This window comes from Subtercola sp. Z020 (assembly GCF_002931235.1).
GTDB lineage: Bacteria > Actinomycetota > Actinomycetes > Actinomycetales > Microbacteriaceae > Subtercola.
Genome location: NZ_PSTT01000121.1, coordinates 18,774 through 39,819, shown reverse-complemented (window position 1 = coordinate 39,819; position 21,046 = coordinate 18,774). Strand labels below are relative to the sequence as shown.

Below are 21,046 nucleotides of genomic sequence, written 5' to 3'. Positions count from 1 at the left end.
GCCCATCACTCCCCCGAGACCGCGGCGAGCAGTACAGACGGGTCGCCTTCGAACCAGACGCAGTCCATGACGAACCGTGCCACGCGCGGGCCGGCGTCGCCGCGCCTGATGAAGAAGGTCCAGCGGTTGCCCATCAGGGCATGCCGGGTGGAACGGGGATCGGGCCCCTCGCCGGGAAGGAAGTGCTGGGCCAGGGCGTAGGCCTCGATCCGGTAGCCGTCGCTCTGCCGCTCGACGAAGACGTTGCTGACGGCGTGCATCGTGTCGAGCGGCCCGACAGCGCCGATCATCGTGGGGATGACCGTCTCACTGCCCGAGAGCACCGGGAACTCCAGGCCGATCTTGATCGTCGCGGGGGTGAGGTCGACGACCACGTCGTCGGTGAGGAGGTCGACGAGGATCGACGCATCGGCAGTGTCGAGGGCGCGTGCCCACAACAGCGGCACGGAGTGCAGATTCCGCTCCTCGTCGGTCAGCTCGGCGGGCAGGGTGAAAGTGTTGATCGTCATGTTCGTTTTCCTTGGTGGGTGTTCAGATGAGGGGCTGCTGGAGCCGGAAGAGGTTCTGCGGGTCGACGGAGTGCTTGATCTCCCGGAGACGAGCCAGCGCATCCGGCGCGAAGAGGTTCTCCGCCGGTGAGCCGTCGACGTCGGGCGTGAAGTTGAGGTACTGCCGCCCCGTACTCCAGGGCCGCATCGCCTCGACGATGTGCTCGGCGTTCTGGATGGCGTCGCTCCGCTCCGACGGCATCCCCACGGCCACCGTCCAGAGCACGAAGGCCGCGTCGTCGCCGGTCAGGGCGCCGGGTGAGGGCACCTCGCGACTCAGGGCGCCTCCGAGGTGGCGCAGTTCGACGATCTCGACTCCCGGGTCTGCCCCGGGGCCGGCCACGGCCAGCACCGCCTGCACCGCGTCTGCGTCGAGAGCGCGGAGGAAGGTGGTGCGCTCGGTGAAGGGTGCCGGGTCGACGGGATCGGAGTGGATGCTGGCGAACTGCTCGTAGGGCAACTCCCCCACCGTGTCGAGCCGAACGGGTGCGGCGCGGCGGATGCCCGCCAGCAGGTCGTCGGCGGCCTCGACGGAGCCGAGGAAGGCGACCCGCAGATGCACGACGAAGCGGCCCGCGAGAAGCTCCGGAATGCCCGGCAGAGGGGGCATCCGCAGCAGTGCCACCGACGTGGTGAGCTCGTCGGGCGCGTTCTCGGTGAGCACCCGGTAGGCCTCCAGCACACGCTCGGCGTCGGCTCCGTCGAAGAAGAGGCCGCCACCCGTGAACGTGCCGACGGGAAAGAGTTCCACCTCGATGGCGGTGACGATGCCGATGTTGCTGCGCCCGCCGCGAAGCGCCCAGAAGAGATCCGCGTGCTCGTGGGCCGAGACCTCGAGCAGCGATCCGTCTGCGACCACGACCCGCAGCGCGGTCACGTGGTCGACCGCCCAGCCGCGCGCCCGCCCGAAGGTCGGGCTGATGCCACCCCCGAGGCTGAAACCGACGACGCCCACCTGCGGCGACGACCCGTGCAGCGGCGCCAGGCCCACCGGCAGCGTCTTCGCGAGAACGTCTGCCCAGACGGCGCCCGCACCGATCTGGGCGCGTCGCGCCTCGGTGTCGACGTTCACGTGGTCGAGTGCCCGGGTGACGATGAGCATCCCGCCCTCGATCGGCCGGGCCGCGTGGTGGCCGGTCGACATCACCGCGACGGGCATGCTGCGCTCCGCCGCGAACTGCACTGCCGCGACGACGTCGGCCGCGTCGGCGGCCAGCACGACGAGGTCGGGGCGACGCAGGGCAGCGAGGTTGTAGCCGGCGGTCGCCGCGTCGTAGCCGGCCGAGTTGCGGCCGAGCACCCGGCCGGCTGTGCGCGCGGCCAGCTCGCTGAAGTCATGGTCGCTGAAGGGCGACGTCGTGCTGTCGATGGACAGGGTCATCCGGTTCCTCTCTCAGGCCGCCTCGTGGATCGAAGCGGGTGAGTCAGATTCCACACCCGTGCTGTGGATGCCCGGTCGACGCGCTGTCGACGGGCCGTGGAATGGTCTCAGGCGAGCCTCTGGCCGGCCTGCCGGCGCGTGTACGCCTGCACGAGGGAGAGGAACGCGTAGCGATGTGCCGGCTCGGAGACCAGCAGGTTGGCGTCGACGAGTTCTTCCAGCAGCCGCGTCACGAGCGCCGGTTCGACACCCGCCTGCGCTGCTGCCCAGGCTGCGTCGAACGCTCCCACCGCGACCACCGCGAGCCGGTGGCAGAGTGCCAGCGCCGCAGCGCTCACGATCGACTCCGCCCGGGCCAGGGGCGCATCGACGATCCGGCAGTCCTCCTGCATGACGACCGGGCTCTGCAGGTCGTCGAGCAGCTGTTGCTCGATCTCCGCCAGCGACCAGTGCGGGCGATCGTTCAGGCGCGCAGCAGCGACTTCGACGGCGAGGGGGATGTTCGAGCACTCCTCCGCCAGCCGGCAGGCCGTGCGCTCCTCCGCTGCCACCCGGGCCGGGCCCGCCAGAATGCCCATCAGGTCGGTGGACTCCCGGGTCGTGAAGGGCGTCAGACGCACCCACGTCACCGCGGGCGAATGCACCACGCGGCGCTGGGCGGTGACGATGATCGCCGACCGGCTGCTCGATGGCAGCAGCAGCGCGAGGTCTGAGGGATCGACGACGTCGTCGGCCACGAGCAGCAGGCGGAGTTCCGACGTCACCGTGCGCCAGAGCGCAGCACGGTGCAGCGCTCCCGCGGGGATGTCCCGGTGCGGAATGCCGAGGGTGGCGAGAAGATCGCCGAGGGCATCGGCGACCGGCATGTCGCCGACTGTCAGGAAGATCTGGCCGTCGGGGAAATTGCCCCGCACGGAATGGGCGACCCTGATCGCCAGGCGGGTCTTACCTATCCCGTCGAGTCCCGCTATGCCGACGTGCCGCACCGTCTGCCCTGTCAGCGCGCCCGTCAGCAGTGCGACCTCCCGCTCGCGCCCGACGAATGGTGCTGCATCGCTCGGTAGTTCTGCAGGAACACGAGCGGGATGCGGGAGACCACGCGTCGCTTCGGTCTCACTCGCGCCTGCAACCGTGTTCTCGGCACGCAGGATGCGCAGGTGCAGCGCCTGCAGCTCGGCACCAGGATCGATGCCGAGTTCTGAGCCCAGCACCTGCCGCACGTGCTCATAGACACCCAGCGCGTCAGAACGCTGGTTCTTCTGCCACAGACCCGTCATGTACAGCTCGGCGAGCTTCTCCTGCGTCGGCTGCTGCCGCCACAGTTCACCGATGATCTCGAGCACCCCGCCGGGTTCCCCGCCAGACTGCTCCAGCGGAAAGAGCGCGATCAGGGCATCCACCCGGCGGCTCTCCAGCCAGGCCCGCCGCGCCACCAGCCACTCCCCGTCACAGCCCTGCAACGCGTCGCCCTTCCACAGCGCCAGAGCCGACCGCAGGGAGTCGCGCGCGGCACGATCGTCGAACCGTCTGACCTCCTCGGCCAGGCGCAGCAGCTCGAAGAACTCAGCCGAGTCGATGTCGACATCCTGGGTCGCGATCCGGTAGGAGCTGGCGGTGAACTGGATCAGGTCACTGCCCGGGGCTGCCGATTCCAGAACGCGGCGCAGGCGGTAGATGTAGGTGCGCAGGGTTCCTCGCGCGCTGCGAGGCGGGTTCTCTCCCCAGACCCGGTCGACCACGTCGTCGACCGTCACCGGCTGTCCGTCGGCCAGAAGCAGCACCGCGAGCACCGCGCGCTGCTGTCGTGTTCCGAGATCGACCTCGTCCCGGCCGATCCAGGCGCGCACCGGGCCGAGGAGCTGGAACGACAGCGAACGGGCGACGGCGGGGACGGAGCGTGCAGAGGGTGCAGAGGGAAGGGCGAAGAGCTGTGCCACAGGGTTTGTCATGTCATCGATTCCTGGGAGGGTGGATGCCCGGTGCGTCGATGAACCGTGGTGGTTGTATTTGACTGATAGGTCAATAATAGGTGCCCTCCTCTGAGGGCGGCCTGTGAACGGCGGAATCAGTTGTTGCCCTTCGTGCAGGTCTGCTCCTCCGCCGTCTGCCCGCTCACGTTGTCGGGCAGCGTGACCGCGGTCGACCCGGGAGTCGGGCTGGAGGGCGCAGCGGTCGGATCGGTCGGCGCATCGGAGGGGGCATCCGTTGGATCGGCGGCGGAGGCGGTGGCGCTCGGCGCGCCCGCGTCGGGGGTCGGGTCGCTCTGCGCCACGGCGGCGACACCGAGCCCGCCGGCGAGCTGCAACGGCTGCCCTGCGGCGAGAGCGGCGACCAGAGCCTGTGCGGCCGGCTTGTCTGCGATGACGCGGGCCCGATCATCCGGATCCGGGTCTGTGGGGTACTGCACGAAGACGAAACGGCTGAGGCTGATGTCTTTGATCGCCAGCGCGATCGACACGAGGCTGGCGGGGTTCGTCAGGGTGTCGGAGGGCGTGATGTTCGCCACCGCCGCGTTGGCGAGGCTGTACAGGGTCACGGGATTGCCGAGCACGCCGGCAGATGTGATCTTTCTCATCAACGCTGAGAGAAAGACCTGCTGGTTGCTGATCCTGCCGAGGTCGCTGCCGTCGCCGACGCCGTACCGCGTTCGAACGAACTGCAGCGCCGTGTCGCCCTGGATGGTGCGCTCGCCGGCCTGCAGGTGGAGGCCCGTGTCGGAGTCGTCGACATCGGAGGCCAGGCAGACCGTGACCCCGCCCACGGCGTTCGACAGCGCGATCACGCCGTCGAAGCTGATGATCGCGGCGAACGGAATGGTCAGGCCCGTCAGCTTCTCGGCCGTCAGCACCACACAGTTCAGCCCACCCTCCGAGAGGGTCGTGTTGAACTGTGCGGCTTCCCGAGCCGGGTGGTCCCCGTTCGTCGGGTCGGGGCAGGCGGGCACCGGGCCGACGAGGTCGCGGGGAATGCTGATGACCGACGCGTTGTCGTGGTCGGCCGAGATGTGCAGCACCATCGTGACGTCGTTGTTCCCCACCCCCGAGCTGCCCGCCAGCTGGTCCTTGCTGGTGAACTCGCCGCCCTGCCCGGTTCGCGTGTCCGTTCCCGTCAGCAGGATGTTCACCTCCCCCTCGGCCGCCCCGATCCCGGGCACGGGAGCTGCCGATCCGGTCGGTGCGGTGAGATGGATGCCCGGCTGCAGCCGCCCCGTCGTCTCCCACACCGCGATCGCGGCCACCGAGACCGTGCTCACGAGAACGACGGCCAGGCCGACAGTCGCGAACCGCACGATGAAGCCGAGCGGGCGCCGCGAGGGTCTGCGGGCATGACGCATGGCGACCGGATGGGAGACCCGCGCGTTCGGGCGGTGGCGCTTGTCAGGGGAGTTCACTCGAGGCGACCTTTCTTCGAGACGGGGCCGTGGTGCGCTCGGTCGACCACGGCACGTGACGATCGAAGGCAAGGAGAACAAGGAGTATGCCGAGACCACCGACGATCAGCCCCTGCGTGTGGAGTCCGGCATCCTCAGCCCGGGCGCCGAACGTCAGGGTGATGAGGCTGGACGAAAAGATGGCACCGACATATCCGAAAGTCCTGAGCAGACCCGAGGCGGCGCCGATCTGGTGCGCGGGCGCCTGCAGGTAGAGCGAGGTCTGGATCGCGATCGTGCCGAAGCCGTTCGCGATGCCGAAGAGCACGAGAACACCGATCACGACGACGATCACCCCGGTCGTCGAACTGCCGACCACGAGGAGCAGACCGCCTGCCGCGACCACCGCGACGCCGCCGATGATCAGCGGCCCCCGCACCCAGCCCCGCGTCGATGCGATCCGGGCGATCACGATCGAGGTGGCGGAGAGAGGGATCATCACCAGTCCGATGGTTTCCGGATCCAGCCCGACCGCCTCACCCATCCACTGGCTCAGGCCGTACAACGCCGTGTACACCGCGAGTTCGGTGACCAACTGGCGCAGGTACGTTCGGGCCAGCGCCGGATTGCCGGCGAGCGCCCGCACGTCGATGAGCGGGTCGAGCGCCCGGCGTTCCCACGCGATGAGCCCGGCGGTGAGAAGCACGGCGGCGGCGAGCATCCACCACACCGGCGAAGAGAGATCGCCGAGGAACACGAGCAGGGCGATCGTCGCACCCGAGAAGAGCACGACGCCCGGGAGGTCGAGCGAACGCACGACGTTCCCGAGAGGCCGGCGTTGCCGCGGCTCGTCCCGGTCGACCCAGACGAGCACGGCGACGGCGGCAGCGATCGCCAGCGGAATGTTGAGAGCGAACAGCGAGCGCCAGCCGAACAGGCCGACCATCAGACCGCCCAGCGGCAGACCGATCACAGTGCAGACCTGCGAGGCGATCGACAGCGACCCGATGACACGAGTCGGAGCACCCGCGCCGGCCTGGTCGGCGCGCTGGCGGATCATCGCCATGGCTGTCGGAAAGGCGGCCGAGGTGCCGATGCCGAGCAGAGCGCGCGAGACGAGCAACCAGGAGAAGGTCGGAGCCACCGTGCCGACGACCCCGCTGACAGACACGAGAACGAGTCCGATCACGAAGACCCGGCGCTGGCCCACAACGGTGCCGAGCTTTCCGATGGTCGGCTGCATGATCGCGCTGCAGAGGTACAACACCGACACCAGAATGGCGGCCGTACCCGGCCCGACAGAGAACTCGTCGGCGATCGGAACCAGGCCCGTCGCCAACATCGAGCTGTTGATCGGGTTGAGTGTCGACGCCAGCATCAGCGGCGCGGTGAAGCGCCAGCCGAAGACGGCCCTCTGCTCACTCATGATGCGCGCATCGCCGGAGTCACGACCCGCGCCGGAACACCGAATCGGGGAAGTGCGGGGCCACGAGCGTCACCCCCTCCTCCGCAAGCCTCCGGGCGATCTCCACGCGCGTGCGCACGGCGTGCGGGGCATCGTGATCGCCGACCCAGACGAGTTCCGGGTGAACGATCTCGGCGGGGCAGTGCACCGCGTCACCGACGACGAGTGCGCGCCCCTCCGTCCCCTCGATCGAGAAGGCGACGTGGCCCGGCGTGTGCCCGGTCGTCGGCACGGCGAACACTCCGTCGAGCGGCTGCGACCCGGCCGTCAGCGGGCGCCGGCGCGAGTCGATGATGTCGAGTTCGTGCCGCCTGGGGCCGACCGGGTCGCCGCCGTTCTCCGGCTTCGCCCAGAAGCTCCACTCCTCCTCGGTCACCCAGTACTCGGCATTGGCGAAGGTCGGCACACTCGAACCTCTCTCATCGCCGAGCCATCCCACGTGGTCGGCGTGCAGGTGGGTCAGCAGAACGGCATCGATCTGCCCGGGTTCCACGCCGAGTGCCCGGAGGTTCTGCAGCAGCGCGCCCCCGCGCATGTAGGCGTCGTGGGTGGTGCCGGGCCTGACGAGCGGGATGTTCCGTGCACCGATGCCTGCGTCGATGAGAACCCGCCGATCGCCCGAACGAAGGAGCACCGCCCCGACGCTGAGCACGAGCATCCCGTTCTCGTCGACCAGGTCGAGACCCTCCCCGACGATGTGCTCGTGCCCGTGCGGATACGCCACCTGCGGTTCGGCACGGAACTCGCCGTCGGGCACGAAGGTGAGGGTGATGCCGCCGAGGTCGAGGTTCTGCACGGGGGCGGGATGCGCGGTCATGATTCTCCTCGTCGATCGGAACGGATGCACAGTGTGCGGCCATGGTCGCACTGCGGCCTACTCCACGGCATGCGTACAAACACGCAAGACGCGAGCTGTTACGTCCAGTCGCCGTCTTCTGTGCCGAGGTGCTCGAGACCGAGCGGCGTGATCGGAACGGTGGCGAGGCTGGTGAACCCGATCTGCAGGAGGGTCGCGCGGGGCACGCCGACCCGGCCGAGCGTCGACATGCCCTCGATGACGGCGCAGAAGTACGTGCCGAGCGCATCGGCGTCGGCGCCGCTGTCGATCTCGCCGGCGTTCTGGGCGTCGACAATGCACGCCGTGTAGTCGGCCCGGATCGAGTCGAACGCGGCGGCGACGGTGGCCGCGACATCCGGCTCCCGGCTGGAGAGCTCGACGGCGGCCCGCAGGAACAGCGACGGCGCGGACTGGGCGGAGCCGTGTTCGATGGCGGCACTCACCAGCTGGGTGCGGATGCGCGCGATCGGGTCCTCCGCGCTCTGCAGAACGGTCTTGACGGCGTCGACGGCGCCGGCGGTGTCGCTGAGGAAGGCGCGCATGAAGAGCTCCTTCTTGCCACCGAAGCTGTTGTAGAGACTCTGTCGGGCGAGACCCGTCGCTTCGAGGAGATCGTCGAGCGACGTTCCCGCGAACCCTGTCTCGGCGAAGGCGCGCCGGGCGCGGTCGATGACCTCAGCCTCGTCGAACATGCGTGGGCGTGGCATCCGAAACCTCCAGGAAAGAGTTATTGACTATTTCATCCAGTATGACCTATCGTTTTAGATCAAGCAGTCAACAACTCACATCGGAGGACATCATGGTCGGAGCATTGCAGGGAAAGACGGCGCTCGTCTCGGGCGGAACATCGGGAATCGGGCTGGCGGTCGTTCGCCGCTTCGTCGAAGAGGGCGCCCACGTCTTCGTCACCGGGCGACGCCAGGAGGCGCTCGACGCGCTTGCTTCCGAACTCGGCGACGCCGTCACGCCGGTACGGGCCGACGCCACGGAGCCCGACGGAATCGCAACGGTCTACAAGGCGGTGGCCGCGCGCGGCACAGGACTCGATGCCGTGCACGTCAACGCCGGCATCGGCGAGTTCAAGCCGCTCGAGTTCGTCACCGCAGAAGACATCGACACCACGTTCGGTACCAACGTTCGCGCGACCACCCTCACGGTGCAGGGTGCGCTGCCCTTCCTTCACGACGGGTCGGCGATTGTGGTGACGGGGTCCTCATCGGCCTCGGGCACGGAGCCGGCGTTCGGTCTCTACGGTGCGTCGAAGGCCGCCGTGGCGACCCTCACCCGCACCTGGGCTGCTGAACTCGCCCCCCGCGGCATCCGCATCAACACGGTCGTTCCCGGCCCGACGGAGACACCCGGCCTCAAGGGGCTCGCACCGGGCAACCCCGACGAGCTGCTGGCCAAGATCGCGAGCGGCCTGCCGTTCGGCCGGGTGCTGCGGCCCGAAGAGGTCGCGTCGGCGGTGCTCTTCCTCGTCTCCGACCAGAGCTCGGGGATGACCGGCAGCGAGCTCGCCGTCGACGGCGGCAGCACCATCGCCTGACCCGAACCCACCAGAGAGAAGGAGCACGATCATGACACGCACACAACGCAACGGCTGGTTCGGGGTCACGGCAGTAGCCGTGGGTTCATTCGGAACGGTCCTCTCTGAGTTCCTGCCCATCGGGCTCCTCCCCTCCATCTCCGGTGACCTCGGCGTCTCGATCGGGGTCGCCGGACTCATGGTGGTCGTGACCGGCCTCGCCGCCGCGGTGGCCGCGCCCGTGGTCACGGTTGCGACCTCGCGGCTCGACCGACGGGTCGTGCTGCTCGGCCTGAGTGTCGTTCTGGTTCTGGCCGACGTGGTCGCCGCGACCGCCGTGGCCTTCCCCGTTCTGCTGCTGGCGCGCATCCTGCTCGGGGTCGCCCTCGGCGGGTTCTGGGCCATCGGGCTCGGAATCGCACCCCGGCTCGTCGCCCCGGAGCACACCGTGCGGGCGGCCTCCCTCATCACTGTGGGGATCTCGCTCGCGACGGTGGTCAGCCTGCCCCTCGGCGCGTTCATCGCCGCGACGTCGAGCTGGCGCCTGGCCTTCGTCATCGGCGCGGCCATCGGCGTGATGGCGATCGTGCTGCAGCTGAGCGCGCTCCCGGCGCTGCCCTCGCAGCAGCGCGTGCGCCCGGCGGCGCTGCTGGAGCTGTTCACGGTTCCCCGTGCGCGGGTCGGCCTGGTCGTCGCGGCGCTGCTGTTCGCGGCGCAGTTCGCGGCCTACACCTACATCAGCCCGTTCCTTGGGGGTGCGGCGCGAATCAGCCCCGATCTGGTCTCTGTCGCGCTGCTCGTGTTCGGTGTCGCCGGGATCGTCGGCAACTTCGCCACCAGCGCCGCGCTCAACCGGTCCCTGCGGGGAACTCTCGTCGGCGGCGGACTGGCCCTGGCGGCGTCCGTGGCCCTGCTCCCGCTCGCCGCCCATCTGCCGGCGGCCGTCTTCGCGCTCCTCATCGTCTGGGGCCTGGCGTGGGGTGGCCTTCCGCTCGCCCTGCAGACCTGGATGGTCAGCGCGATGCCCGAGGGCGCCGAAGCCGGCCTCGCGATGTTCGTCACCACGATCCAGGTCGCCCTCGCCGTCGGCTCCACCCTCGGCGGCATCGCGGTCAGCGTCTCCGGTCTCACCGTCGACTTCGACTTCGCCGCCGTTCTGGCGCTCATCGGCACGGCGGCCGTGGTCGTTCTCGGCCTGCGCGCCGCCCGGGGCCGGGTCGCCGTGGGCACCCGCTGAGACCGCCCACCACTCTCCACTCGCCCACTTCACCACTCACCACCCCCACCACTCACCACTCACACCGTCAAGGAGAACCACCGTGTCGAACACCACCCCCAAGCGCATCCTTCTCATCGGCGGAGGCTCCGGCATCGGCCACGCCATCGCCGCGGCCGCCCTCGAGCGCGGCGACCAGCCGGTCATCGGGGCCCGCGACCCGCAACACACGGCATCCACACTGCCGGAGGCCCTCCGTGACGTGCCGATCGTGCACGCCGACCTCGCCGACGAGTACACCCTCGTCGACCTCCAGCAGCGCGGGCCGTTCGACGCCGTCGTCTCCCTCGCAGCAGCATCGGCGAACGGCCCGATCGACGCCCTCGACCGCACAGCGATCCACAACGCCTTCGACGCCAAGGTCGCCGGGCCCCTGCTGCTCGCCAAGCACCTGCACGGTTCGATGCGGCCCGGAGGCGTGTTCGTGTTCTTCTCCGGCGTCGCCGCCTGGAAGCCGGCCCCCGGCCTCAGTGTGATGGCCACCGTGAACGGTGCCGTGGCCTTCATGGCCGAGGCCCTCGCCGTGGAGCTCGCCCCCGTGCGCGCCGTGGCGATCTCCCCCGGCATCATCGACTCGGGCCTCTGGGACTTCATGGGCGACGACGGCAAGCGCGACTTCTTCGAGGCGACGGCGGCCGCGAACCCCGCGCGACGGGTCGGCACCCCTGCCGACATCGTGGGGGCAGTGCTCCTCGCCGTCGACAACACCTTCATCACCGGCACCACCTTGCACGTCGACGGCGGCGGGCACCTGGGCTGACCGCGCCGATCGCCGCGCGAGCTGACGCGCAAGCTCACGCGCAGGAGCACGCCTCGAGAGCTCAGCGCCCCTGGTGGGCCGCCTCGACCCGCCGGAGGTAGGCCGCGCGCACGGCGAGCCCCGCCCGGGCGTCGTGGATGAGGGGCTGGAAGAACGCCGTGCGGTAGGCGCCGTTGGTCGTGACCGACACAAGAAAGTTGAGCGACGAGACGAAGCTCAGAAAGATCGCCGTGTTGACGAGCGCCCAGGTGAACGGCACCTCCGCGCCGAACAGCTCGACCATGCTGAGACGATCGCCCACCCACTCGCGCAGCACCTCCGGCGAGAACGCGAAGGAGCCGAGAACGATGAGGAACACGCAGACGATTGCTGCGAAGACCAGCGTCTGCAGAACGAGGGCGAGCACGAGCACCGCCTGCAGGTTGACGCGCTCCCGGCGGGCGAGCGGGGGGCCGGGCATCGAGGCGTAGTCGTCGAGCTGCAGGAGGCCCGACGACTGCACGAGGCGGATTCGTTCCGCCGGCTCGATGCTCTCGTCGAGCTCCTTCATCTCGACGCGGCTCACCGGAATCACGAACACGATGCCGAGCACGAGGAAGAACAGCGCCACGGCGACGAGGCGACGGGCCGACATCGTGCTCGTGACATCCCAGAGCGGCTTGGAGAAGAACGCGAACACGACAACGAGCATGAGAAGGGGAAGGGCCCGCGTGACCAGCGCCCCGATCGCCGCCAGCTGTTGCAGCGCCGCGTGCGCCGCCCAGGCGAGCAACGACCCGACACCGAGCCAGGTGAGCAGCACGGCGAGCGCCACGATCGCGAGGTGCACCGCCGCGTGCCAGGCGGCTTCGCCGGGCGAGGCGGTCAGGGCCGTCGCTCCGGGGAGTACGACCAGGTAGCAGACGAGCGCGACGATCCCCGTCGGCAGAGCGGCTCCAGGGCGCGCCCGGAACACCCGCGCCGACAGAATCCCGACGATGATCGGCAGGGCCACGAGCGCTGCCGCCGCGAGCAGCAGCGAGCTGACGAGCAGCACCACGAGCAGCCCCGAATCGAGGTCCACGTCGACATCGGCGCCGACGGCGAGCTGCACGAGCACCCCGAGGCAGAGCGCGAACACGACGAACGGCACCACGCGGCTCACCAGCCGATCGCCCCGCGCCCCGTCGCGCACGAACGACGGCAGGCCCACCGCCCGCAACCATTGCTCCACATCGCGCTCATCAGCAGCCATCACGCACCCCCGGCCCAATTGTGCCGCACTCCCGCCGCCCCGGCACGCGCCGGCGGCGCAGAGCCCCACGCGGCGACGCTCGCCACGGTGGACGACGACGGGGTTCCGGATGCGCGCACCCTCATCGTCAAGGGCGTCGACGGGCGGGGCTGGGCGTTCGCGAGCCAGCGCTCCTCACGCAAAGGCGCTCAGCTCTCCGGCCAGCCTGTCGCGGCGCTCGACTTCTGGTGGCAGCCGGTGATGCGGGCCGTGCGGATGCGCGGTGCGGTGCAGCCGGCGACGCGGGCGGAGAGCGACGCCGACTTCGCAGCCCGCTCACCCGCCGCCCGCGCCGGCGTCGACCCCGCCGACTGGGCGCTCTGGCGCATCATCCCGACCCGCGTCGAGTTCTGGCAGGGGTCACCCGACCGGCGCCACACCCGGGTCGTCTACACCTCGGATGCAGGCCGGTGGGCGCACTCCGCGTCGATCGAGTGACCGGGCGCAGACCACGGCGCCCGAATGCCGTCACCCTCCGGGTGGCGCAAAACGGGTGAGATCGTGTTCGATGGACTTCGTAATTGAGGATGCTCGTGGAGATTGGCAAGGAGATCTGTGACCACCATCTACACGGCAAGCCCGTACGAAGAACCCACCTCCGCTCCGTTCCCACCCGTCGAGCGCATCGAGTGGACGACCACGGACATCGAGGAGGCGCGCAGCCGCCTGGAGGCCGGATACACCGGCCGGCAGTTCAGGGCCTGGCCGGGACCGGGAGCGTTCAGCTTTCGCTTCGCGTCGGCTGGTGACGACCGCCTGAAGCTGCAGTCGGGCCTGTTCACCGGGCATCTGCAGGGGGTCATTCCGTGGTCCCGCAACTACGTCATGTCGTGGTTCCGTTCCGGCTCGGTGACGATCGACTATCCGCAGGGCCAGCTGACCAGCGTCGGCTCGCAGCCGTTCCTCACCCCCACCGAGACGTCGTTCGCGTTCTCCATGACCCCGCACCGGCACGGCATCGTCGACATCGACGCCCGGTTCCTCGAAGACATCGCGGCGGAGCGCCACGCCGGCCCGTCGCAGCGCATCGTGTTCGACTACGCGGCCACGCCCAGCGCAGAGGCGTTCACCCGATGGCGCAACACGCTCGGCGACGTCACGCCGCTCATCGTCGGCGACACCACCCCTCCCCTGGCGAGACTCTCGGCGCAGACGGCACTCGTGCGGGAGTTGCTCGACCTGTTCCCGTGGCGAGCGGTCGACGTGCCCGACGAGTTGCGCACCGAGAGCACCCGGCGCCTCCGCCTCGCCCTCGAATACGTTCACGCCAACGCCGATCAGCCCCTGAACACCGCAGACATCGCGGTCGCGGCGGGCATGCACATCCGCAGTCTGCAGGAACTGATGAGCCGGCACCTCGGCTGCACTCCGTCAACGTACCTCCGCGAGGTGCGTCTCGACCGGGTGCGGCAAGACCTGCTCTCGGCCGATCCCGCCACCACCCGGGTCGCCGATGTCGCCCGCCGCTGGGGTTTCGGCCACCTCGGCCGCTTCTCCTCCTCCTACACCGCCCGCTTCAGCGAGTACCCGAAAGACACCCTCGCCTACTGAGCCCGCCGCGCGCAACGGCGCGGCCGCACCGCCCTCTAGCGGCCATGTCCGCAAGCGGGCTGGAGATGCCCCGGGGCCGGTGCCATAGTTCAGGTATGAACGATTCCCTCCCGCCCGATGACGGCACGAGCGAGATGACGCCCGAGGTGCTGGCCGCGTTCAGTGACGCGTGGGCCCGCCACGACCTCGAGGCGCTGATGAGCCACGTCACCGACGACTGCGTCTACAGCGCCTCTGTCGGCCCCGAGCCCGGCCGCACCTGGTCGGGCAGGGAGCAGGTGCGGGAGGGCTTCGCGCTCATGCTCGCCCACGACACCGGGCAGGAGAGGCACGAGGATGAGGGCCCCATCATCGCGGGGTCCCGCGGTGCGGGCACCTGGTCCTTCACCGGGCCCGGTCCCGACGGGGTGGTCAGGGAGACGCGCGGCTGCGACATCTACGAGTTCCGCGGCGGCAAAATCGCCCGCAAAGACGCGTTCCGAAAGGTCTACCAACCCGAAACGCCTGAGTGAGCGGCATCCCGCGCCCCCGTTCCTGGCTGCTCGTCGCCCCCTCGCTCATCGTGCTGGGGTGGGGTGGCAACCAGTTTCTGCCGTTGCTGCAGTACTACCGGCAGGTGGAGGGGTTCTCGCAGGTGCAGGTGTTCATCCTGCTCGGAACCTATGTGATCGGAATCGTTCCCGGGTTCGCTCTGTCGGGGGCGTGGTCGGATCGGTACGGGCGGCGACCGGTGCTGATCGCCGGGCTCGTGCTCGGCATCCTCGGCAGCGTCGTGCTCGCCGGTTCCAGCGCGAGTTTCGCCGGGCTCTGCGCCGGGAGGTTCATCTGCGGTCTGAGTGTGGCGGCCGGGATGGTCGTCGGCACGTCGTGGATCAAGGAGCTCTCGATCGCCGAGGGCCGGTCTGCGGCCGGCGCCCGGCGCGCGGCGGGCATGCTGACGATCGGCTTCGGGGGCGGAGCCGGCATCGGCGGGGCGCTCGCGCAGTGGGGTCCGTGGCCGGCCGTGCTGCCGTACCTCGTGCAGATCGCCGCGAGCGTGGTGGCTCTGCTCGTGCTGCTGGGCGCATCCGAGACAAGGCGGTTCGACCCGGGCGCGAAGAAGCTCCTCGGCAACCTCCAAGTTCCGCGATCGGCCCGGCCCACCTTCCGGCGGGTCATCCTCCCGCTCGCACCGTGGGTGTTCGCGGCGCCGGCCCTGTCGTTCGCCGTCGGTCCGAGCCTGGTGACCGATCGCATCCCCGGTTTCACCGTCGGCTTCGCCACCCTCGTGACGGTCATCACTCTCGGCACCGGCTGGGTGACGCAGTTCTTCTCGGGTCACCTCGCGAAGGTGCTGCGCGGCCGCATGGGGTTGGTCGGGGGATCCCTCATCGCCGTCGGCGCCCTCCTGCTGATTCCGGCCGCCTCCTCGCCCCAGGTGTGGATCGTGCTCGTCGCCGCGCCCGTCTTCGGTGCCGGCTACGGGCTCGCGATGGTCTCCGGGCTCGCCGCAGCGCAGGCCCTCGCGAAACCGCAGGATCTCGCGGGCATCACGGCGGTCTACTACTCGCTGACCTATGTCGGATTCCTCCTCCCGGCGGCCCTCGCTGCGCTGACCTCCTTCGCTCCGATGTGGCTGCTCCTCGGGGTGACTGCGCTCGCGTGCGCACTGTGCACCGTGGTCGCTGCCCGCGGTCTGCGTCGCACCATCGTCGATGCGGAGCCCCGGATGTCGCAGCCGCTCCCCCAGCAGTAGCGCTCCCCGAGCAGCAGCGCCCCCCTCTCAGCGGCGCTTCGCGTCAGCAGCGCCCCCGCGTCAGCAGCCATCCCGCGATCACCGCTCCGACCACGGCGGCCGGCACGACACGACGCGGCGTTGAGCGAGGTACCACCTCGGCCCTCTGGCGTCGAAGGCGTTTCGGAGGGTCGTGCGGGCGGCAGAGGCGAAGGCCTCAGCCCGCGGCCACATCCGGTTCTCGTAGTTCGCCAGCGCGCGCGATGCCAGGGGTTCGGCGGTCAGTGCGGCAGCGAGGTCAGCGGCGTCGAGAAGGGCCCCGTTCGAGCCGAGCGCGCAGAACGGCGACTGGAGGTGGGCGGCGTCGCCGAGAAGGGTGATGGGCCCGGGACTGCGCCACCGGTGCGCGACGGGAAGCTCGAACACGGGCCGCAGGTCTTCCGACGATGCCCTGTCTGCCAGGAACGGCTCGAACTCGGCCGACCAGCTGCGGAACAGCCCGATGAGATCCTGGCGCACGGCGCCGACATCTCGATTGTTCGTCTCTGACAGCGGCGCGCGGAACGCGACGTACACCCGGGCGTGGTCCCCGAGGCGCTGCGCGATGAAGCCCTGCTGCCCGTCGAGAGCGAACAGCGTGCCGGGCCCGATCAGTTCGGCGAGAGCGGGATGACTGACGGCTACGTTGTCGAACCGACGGTCGAGGAACGTGATTCCCGAGTGGATGGGCACGGCCTCGGAGAGGGAGGGACGCACGCGCGACCACGCGCCATCCGCCCCGACCACGATGTCTGCTGTCGCGGTGCGTCCCGAGGAGAAGCCCAGTTCACATCCGCCCTCGACCGGGCGGAGCCCTGTCAGGGCATGCCCCCAGCGCACCAGGCCGTCGGGGAGAGCATTCAGGAGCATCCGGCGCAGTTCCGGTCGCTCGACTTCGGCATCGCCGCTCCGAGCATCCGCCGGCTGTTCCGCGAGCACGCATCCTGTCGAATCGCGGTGCTGGGACGTGGCTGCCTCGGGGTGCGCGATGAGCGCGAACTCCCGGGCCAGGCCCATGGAACGGATGACAGCACCTCCGAGGTCGCCGTCAATCGCCACGCTCCCGCCCTGGTTCCGTGTGTCGACCGACGCGTCGCGCTCGTACACCTTCACCTCGAACCCAGCGCGTTCCAGGAGCACGGCGGCGGCGAGGCCGCCGATGCCGGCACCGATGATGGCGACGCGCAGGCGTCGGTCAGAAGTCGCAGTCACCCTCCGAGTGTGAGGGCACGGATCATCCGGAGCTTCAGGGAAACCACTGGTGTCTGGAGGTGGCGTGATCTGACAGGGTCGTCACGCTCATCCGTCTCAACCGTTCGGGAGAACCCATGCCCAGTACAAACCCGCCCGTCGTGCCCGACTCAGCGAAGAACGTGGTGGTGATCGGCGCTTCCCGCGGAATCGGCGCGGTCGTGGCATCCACCTTCGCCTCACACGGCCACCGAGTGATCGGCACCCACCGCGGGTCGGGAACGCCCGACGGGGTCATCGGGTTCGAGTTCGACATCACCGACCCGGGAGCGGTGGCCGGGCTGTTCTCGTTCGTCGGTGGATTCGGCAGAGCAGACGTCGTTGTCGTCGCCTCGGGAATCACGCGGGATTCCCCGCTCGTGCGCATGTCCGACAGCGACATCGACGAGGTGATCGCGACCAATCTGGTCGGGCCGATGCGCGTCGTTCGTGCGGCAGCATCGAAGATCGTCAGGGGCGGGTCCATCGTTCTGGTGTCGTCTGTCGGAGCCCGGCTGGGCCACGTGGGCCAGGCGAACTACACGGCCTCGAAGGCGGGCCTCGAAGGCTTCGTGCGAACGGTCGCGCAGGAGTTCGCGTCGAAGTTCCGCATCAACATCGTCGCACCCGGTCCGACCCGCACAGACATGTTCCTCGCGGCGGGAGCCGAGGCGCGGGCGGCGATGGAGCAGGGCACGCCCATGCGCCGCGTCGGTGAGCCGGTGGAGATCGCCGACGTCGTCTACTGGGTCTCGCAGTCGACCTACATGACGGGGGCGACGGTGCCGGTGTCAGGCGGCCTGATCGTCTGATCGCCTGATCTCTGATCGCCTGATCGTGCGGCCGTGGGTCGCAGGGCATCTCAGGGCCGCGCGCCTCGCGCCTCGATCAGGCGTTCGAGCGAAGCGGCGAACCCCGCCACGCCGGGTGCGGCCTGGATGGACTCGCCGATGAGCGCGCTTCGCCTCGCGAAGCCGGGATCGTTCAAAACCCTGTGCACCGCGTGATTCACCGAGCGCGGGCTGGGTCCGCGTGTCTTCAGGTTGACACCGACCCCCGCCCACGCCACCCGCGCAGACGTTTCGACTTTGTCTTCGGTGTCGCCGGCCACGACGACGGGCACCCCGTACCTCATCGCAGAGTGCAGGCCGCCGTAACCGCCGTTCGTGACGAAGACGTCGGTCTTCGGCATCAGAGTGTCGTACGGGATGAATTCCGCTGCAAACGCATTGGCGGGCAGTTCAGGGAGATCGCCGAGCGGCCTGCCTCCGGTTGTCACGACGATGGTCACGTCCTCCGCCGCCAGGGCACGAAGAGTGGGCCGGATGAGTTCGCCGAAGTCCTGGTTGGCGACGGTGCCCTGGCTCACGTGGATGACAGGCCTCGAGTCGCCGAGCTGGGGCCACCACGGGGGAAGTGTCGTCGCAGCCGACGAGCGAGGGAGCAGAGGACCGAAGAACTCCAGGTTCGCCGGCGCGTCGCTTCGGTGGTACTCGAAATCGGGCACGGTGAACTGTGCCAGCAGGTCGTCGGAAGCCAACAGGTCCAGGAAGAAGCGACCGCCGAGCGGTGGGGCGCCGAGTTGCCGCAGCACCTCGTCGGCCTGCCGGTGCACCGGCCTCAGGATGATCGCTCTCGCGACCCACCGCAACAGGCCGTTGCGCATCCGACCCGTGATCCCCGACCGTGGGGGCAGGCCGAGCCCGAACGGGGCCGTGTCCCGGCTGGAGATGCCGAGGGGCAGGATGCCGCACATCACCGTCAGGGGTCTCAGCGCGGGCGCCAGGGACTGCAACCCCGCGATCCCGACGAAGGTGGGCTCGTGGAGCACCGCGTCGACGGTCTCGCGGGCCAGCGCGTCGCGGATGCCGTCGGCCGGCATGCTGCAGAGAAGCACAGAGGGCATCCTCGTTCCGACCCTTCCCAACTCGAGTGTGTGGCGAAAGCACACTCATCATGACCGGTGAAGAGATCCCGAAGCTCGGGATACGCGGCGAAATCGAGAGCGATGATCGGGATTTGAGGGAAAACCCTGACGTCGCCGGTGCTGTTCGGTGACAGATTCGGCAGATCGATCCGCCCACACACCCCAGGACTCCATGACTCCCTCGCACGACGCACACCAGGCCACCCTCGCCGAGAAGGCCGAGGCCGAGTACTTCCGCCGTTTCCTCCTCGGAGCTCCCGAGAGCGTTCGCGAAGAGCTGGGCATCCGCACGGCCCGCATCGGCGGCGGCGTCGTCACCGCCATGCGGAAAGACCCCTCCGGGTACTGGACGAAGGCTCTGGGATTCGGGCCGGGCGACACCGTCGACGCCGCGACCGTTCGCGAGATCGTAGACTTCTTCCGCTCGTCAGGAAAGGATGCCGGGATCATCGCACTGGCACCCGCGGCCGAGCCGCCGGACTGGGCGGCCATCCGTCGCCGGTTCGGGTTGGTTCCCGCCTCGAAGTGGGCCAAATTTGCGCGCCTGACCGGCCCCATCGACGACCGGCCGACCGGGCTCGCGGTGCGGGCGCTGACCGATGAGGATGCCCCCGCGTGGCAGCGGGTGGTACGCGAAGCGTTCGGCATGCTGGAGCCCGACCTGACCCCGATGTTGCGCGGGACGATCGCCGACCCCGACGCGCGTGTCTTCGGCGCCTTCGACGGCGACCTGCTCGTCGGCGCCGGGGCCCTCCACCTGGTCGGCGACGCCGCCTCCCTCAACACCGGCGGCACGCTCCCCTCCCACCGGCGCCGCGGTGTGCAGTACGCGCTGCTGGTGGCACGCGTCAGGGCGGCCGCTGAGGCCGGCTGCCGGCTCGTCTCTGCGGAGACGGGCGCGGCGCCCGACGACACCTCGTACCGCAACCTCGTGCGGGCGGGGTTCGGGCACCTCTACGACCGCACGAACTGGCAGTGGCAAGCAGGGGCGCCCGGGGCATCCGGGGCTCAGCCGGGCAGCGAGGCGCTGGCCTGAGCGAGTTCGGAGACGGCCTGACGCAACCATCGCTCTGGCGAGCGGAGTGCCGCCTCGGGGCTCCCGGCCAGGTCGGCGAGCGACCGACGAAGGGCGAACGGTGTGGACTCGACCGTGATCTGGCCCGCGATGAGAAGCGCAGGCTTGTCGAACCGGTCGGCCAACCGCCGAACGTGGTCAGCCACCTTTCCGCGCTCCGACTGGCTGTCGTAGCGGCCTTCGCCGGTGATGACGATGTCGGCTCGCTCGATCTGGGCCGGTAGGTCGAGGAGTTCACCGACCGCGCGCGCACCCGAGGTGATGGTGGCGCCCCAGGCGACCAATCCGAAGCCCACTCCGCCGGCCGCCCCAGCACCCGGTCGATCCGGGTCGGCCGTCAACGCGGCTTGCACCTGCCGCGCATAGTGCTTCAGGTTGGACTCTGCAGCGGCGGCCGTGGCGGCGGTGATCCCCTTCTGCTCGCCGAAGGTTCGCACGGCACCGGCGGCTCCCAGCAGCGGATTGGTCACGTCCGAGAGAACGGTCACCCGGCCACCTCGAGGAGGGCGGTGCATGGCGCTCACGTCGACGCGCTCAATGGATCGAAGAGCCGAATTGCCCAGACCGACCGGCAGACCCCGACGATCCTCGAATCGGGCGCCGAGGGCGGTCAGTGCACCGTGCCCGCCGTCGGAGGAACCGCTCCCCCCGAGACCGAGCACGAGATGACGGCAGCCCGCGGTCACTGCTGCCCGAATGACCTGGCCGAAGCCGTAGCTGTGGGCTGAGAAGGGGAGAGGCTGCTCGAGCAGCGTGATCCCGCTCGACTCCGCAAACTCGATGATCCCGGTCGCACCGCTGCCATCGCCCGGATCGGCGAGCTGCAACCACGAACTCTCGACCGGTCGGTCGTCCGGGCCGATCACGGTGAGGTGGTGGCGAACAGCCTCCGGCATCGCCGTCGCGCACGCCTCGAGGGTGCCTTCACCCCCGTCGGCCATGGGGACGATGACGGTCTGATCAGCAGGGCGAGTCCTCCGCCATTCCTCGGCGATGATGTGAGCGATTCTCGGAGCGGCGAGGGACCCCTTGAAGGAGTCCGGTGCGATGACGACTTTCATGGTTCGGCAACTC

General features: G+C 69.6%; 20 protein-coding genes. 9 read left to right on the top strand and 11 right to left on the bottom strand.

The window, feature by feature from the left end; translation table 11 throughout:
• Window positions 1-5 precede the first annotated feature (5 nt).
• From C5B96_RS15530 to C5B96_RS15500, 7 genes are all read right to left on the bottom strand, one after another.
• Window positions 6-509 (bottom strand): nuclear transport factor 2 family protein, encoded by a 504-nt coding sequence (locus tag C5B96_RS15530; protein ID WP_158507205.1) that lies wholly within the window; start codon window positions 507-509, stop codon window positions 6-8.
• A gap of 22 nt (window positions 510-531) precedes the next feature.
• On the bottom strand, window positions 532-1,929 hold the full coding sequence (locus tag C5B96_RS15525; protein WP_104246265.1) for an FAD-binding oxidoreductase: 1,398 nt from the start codon (window positions 1,927-1,929) through the stop codon (window positions 532-534).
• 107 nt (window positions 1,930-2,036) lie between these two features.
• Window positions 2,037-3,878 (bottom strand): BTAD domain-containing putative transcriptional regulator, encoded by a 1,842-nt coding sequence (locus C5B96_RS15520; protein ID WP_104246264.1) that lies wholly within the window; start codon window positions 3,876-3,878, stop codon window positions 2,037-2,039.
• 116 nt (window positions 3,879-3,994) lie between these two features.
• The gene (locus tag C5B96_RS15515; RefSeq protein ID WP_233189244.1) at window positions 3,995-5,320 is read right to left on the bottom strand and encodes an LCP family protein; all 1,326 of its coding nucleotides are present in this window, start codon (window positions 5,318-5,320) and stop codon (window positions 3,995-3,997) included.
• The gene (locus C5B96_RS15510; RefSeq protein ID WP_104246263.1) at window positions 5,307-6,725 is read right to left on the bottom strand and encodes an MFS transporter; all 1,419 of its coding nucleotides are present in this window, start codon (window positions 6,723-6,725) and stop codon (window positions 5,307-5,309) included. Before C5B96_RS15510 ends, C5B96_RS15515 begins: the two co-directional genes overlap by 14 nt.
• Before the next feature lie 19 nt (window positions 6,726-6,744).
• A complete protein-coding gene (locus tag C5B96_RS15505; RefSeq protein WP_104246262.1) occupies window positions 6,745-7,581 on the bottom strand; it encodes an MBL fold metallo-hydrolase in 837 nt (278 codons plus the stop codon).
• 98 nt (window positions 7,582-7,679) lie between these two features.
• Complete coding sequence (locus C5B96_RS15500) at window positions 7,680-8,309, bottom strand: TetR/AcrR family transcriptional regulator (protein WP_104246261.1); 630 nt, start codon at window positions 8,307-8,309, stop codon at window positions 7,680-7,682.
• 92 nt (window positions 8,310-8,401) lie between these two features.
• On the opposite strand from C5B96_RS15500, the gene C5B96_RS15495 reads away from it, so the two are divergent.
• The 3 genes from C5B96_RS15495 to C5B96_RS15485 all read left to right on the top strand — a co-directional run bounded on the left by C5B96_RS15495 (window position 8,402) and on the right by C5B96_RS15485 (window position 11,163).
• Window positions 8,402-9,148 (top strand): SDR family NAD(P)-dependent oxidoreductase, encoded by a 747-nt coding sequence (locus tag C5B96_RS15495; protein WP_104246260.1) that lies wholly within the window; start codon window positions 8,402-8,404, stop codon window positions 9,146-9,148.
• A gap of 31 nt (window positions 9,149-9,179) precedes the next feature.
• Entirely contained in the window at window positions 9,180-10,364 is a 1,185-nt protein-coding gene (locus C5B96_RS15490; RefSeq protein ID WP_104246259.1) for an MFS transporter, read from the top strand.
• Window positions 10,365-10,446: 82 nt separating this feature from the next.
• Window positions 10,447-11,163 (top strand): SDR family oxidoreductase, encoded by a 717-nt coding sequence (locus C5B96_RS15485; protein WP_104246258.1) that lies wholly within the window; start codon window positions 10,447-10,449, stop codon window positions 11,161-11,163.
• Window positions 11,164-11,224: 61 nt separating this feature from the next.
• Here the strand turns inward: C5B96_RS15485 and C5B96_RS15480 are convergent, their stop codons facing one another.
• Entirely contained in the window at window positions 11,225-12,397 is a 1,173-nt protein-coding gene (locus C5B96_RS15480; protein ID WP_199176682.1) for a hypothetical protein, read from the bottom strand.
• Here C5B96_RS15480 and C5B96_RS15475 point away from each other — a divergent pair.
• The 4 genes from C5B96_RS15475 to C5B96_RS15460 all read left to right on the top strand — a co-directional run bounded on the left by C5B96_RS15475 (window position 12,368) and on the right by C5B96_RS15460 (window position 15,722).
• Window positions 12,368-12,874 carry a pyridoxal 5'-phosphate synthase gene (locus tag C5B96_RS15475; protein ID WP_104246256.1) on the top strand — a complete coding sequence of 169 codons (507 nt, stop codon included), beginning with the start codon at window positions 12,368-12,370 and terminating at the stop codon, window positions 12,872-12,874. The two genes, C5B96_RS15480 and C5B96_RS15475, sit on opposite strands and share 30 nt — an antisense overlap.
• 117 nt (window positions 12,875-12,991) lie before the next feature.
• On the top strand, window positions 12,992-13,987 hold the full coding sequence (locus C5B96_RS15470; protein WP_104246255.1) for a helix-turn-helix transcriptional regulator: 996 nt from the start codon (window positions 12,992-12,994) through the stop codon (window positions 13,985-13,987).
• Between the two features lie 95 nt (window positions 13,988-14,082).
• Window positions 14,083-14,499 (top strand): nuclear transport factor 2 family protein, encoded by a 417-nt coding sequence (locus tag C5B96_RS15465; RefSeq protein WP_199176681.1) that lies wholly within the window; start codon window positions 14,083-14,085, stop codon window positions 14,497-14,499.
• Window positions 14,496-15,722: an MFS transporter gene (locus C5B96_RS15460; protein ID WP_104246254.1), complete on the top strand. Its 1,227-nt coding sequence runs from the start codon at window positions 14,496-14,498 to the stop codon at window positions 15,720-15,722. The genes C5B96_RS15465 and C5B96_RS15460 overlap by 4 nt, the downstream gene beginning before the upstream one ends.
• A gap of 78 nt (window positions 15,723-15,800) precedes the next feature.
• Here C5B96_RS15460 and C5B96_RS15455 read toward each other — a convergent pair whose 3' ends face one another.
• On the bottom strand, window positions 15,801-16,952 hold the full coding sequence (locus C5B96_RS15455) for an NAD(P)/FAD-dependent oxidoreductase (RefSeq protein ID WP_104246253.1): 1,152 nt from the start codon (window positions 16,950-16,952) through the stop codon (window positions 15,801-15,803).
• A 140-nt stretch (window positions 16,953-17,092) separates the two neighbouring features.
• On the opposite strand from C5B96_RS15455, the gene C5B96_RS15450 reads away from it, so the two are divergent.
• Window positions 17,093-17,782, top strand: a complete 690-nt coding sequence (locus tag C5B96_RS15450) for an SDR family oxidoreductase (RefSeq protein ID WP_158507204.1) — start codon at window positions 17,093-17,095, stop codon at window positions 17,780-17,782.
• Window positions 17,783-17,832: 50 nt separating this feature from the next.
• Here the strand turns inward: C5B96_RS15450 and C5B96_RS15445 are convergent, their stop codons facing one another.
• Window positions 17,833-18,876, bottom strand: a complete 1,044-nt coding sequence (locus tag C5B96_RS15445) for a glycosyltransferase (RefSeq protein ID WP_146078217.1) — start codon at window positions 18,874-18,876, stop codon at window positions 17,833-17,835.
• 193 nt (window positions 18,877-19,069) lie between these two features.
• Here C5B96_RS15445 and C5B96_RS15440 point away from each other — a divergent pair, with 193 nt between their 5' ends.
• Window positions 19,070-19,933 (top strand): GNAT family N-acetyltransferase, encoded by an 864-nt coding sequence (locus C5B96_RS15440; RefSeq protein WP_104246250.1) that lies wholly within the window; start codon window positions 19,070-19,072, stop codon window positions 19,931-19,933.
• Here the strand turns inward: C5B96_RS15440 and C5B96_RS15435 are convergent.
• Window positions 19,906-21,033: a glycerate kinase gene (locus C5B96_RS15435; protein WP_104246249.1), complete on the bottom strand. Its 1,128-nt coding sequence runs from the start codon at window positions 21,031-21,033 to the stop codon at window positions 19,906-19,908. The genes C5B96_RS15440 and C5B96_RS15435 overlap by 28 nt on opposite strands.
• Between the last annotated feature and the right edge of the window lie 13 nt (window positions 21,034-21,046).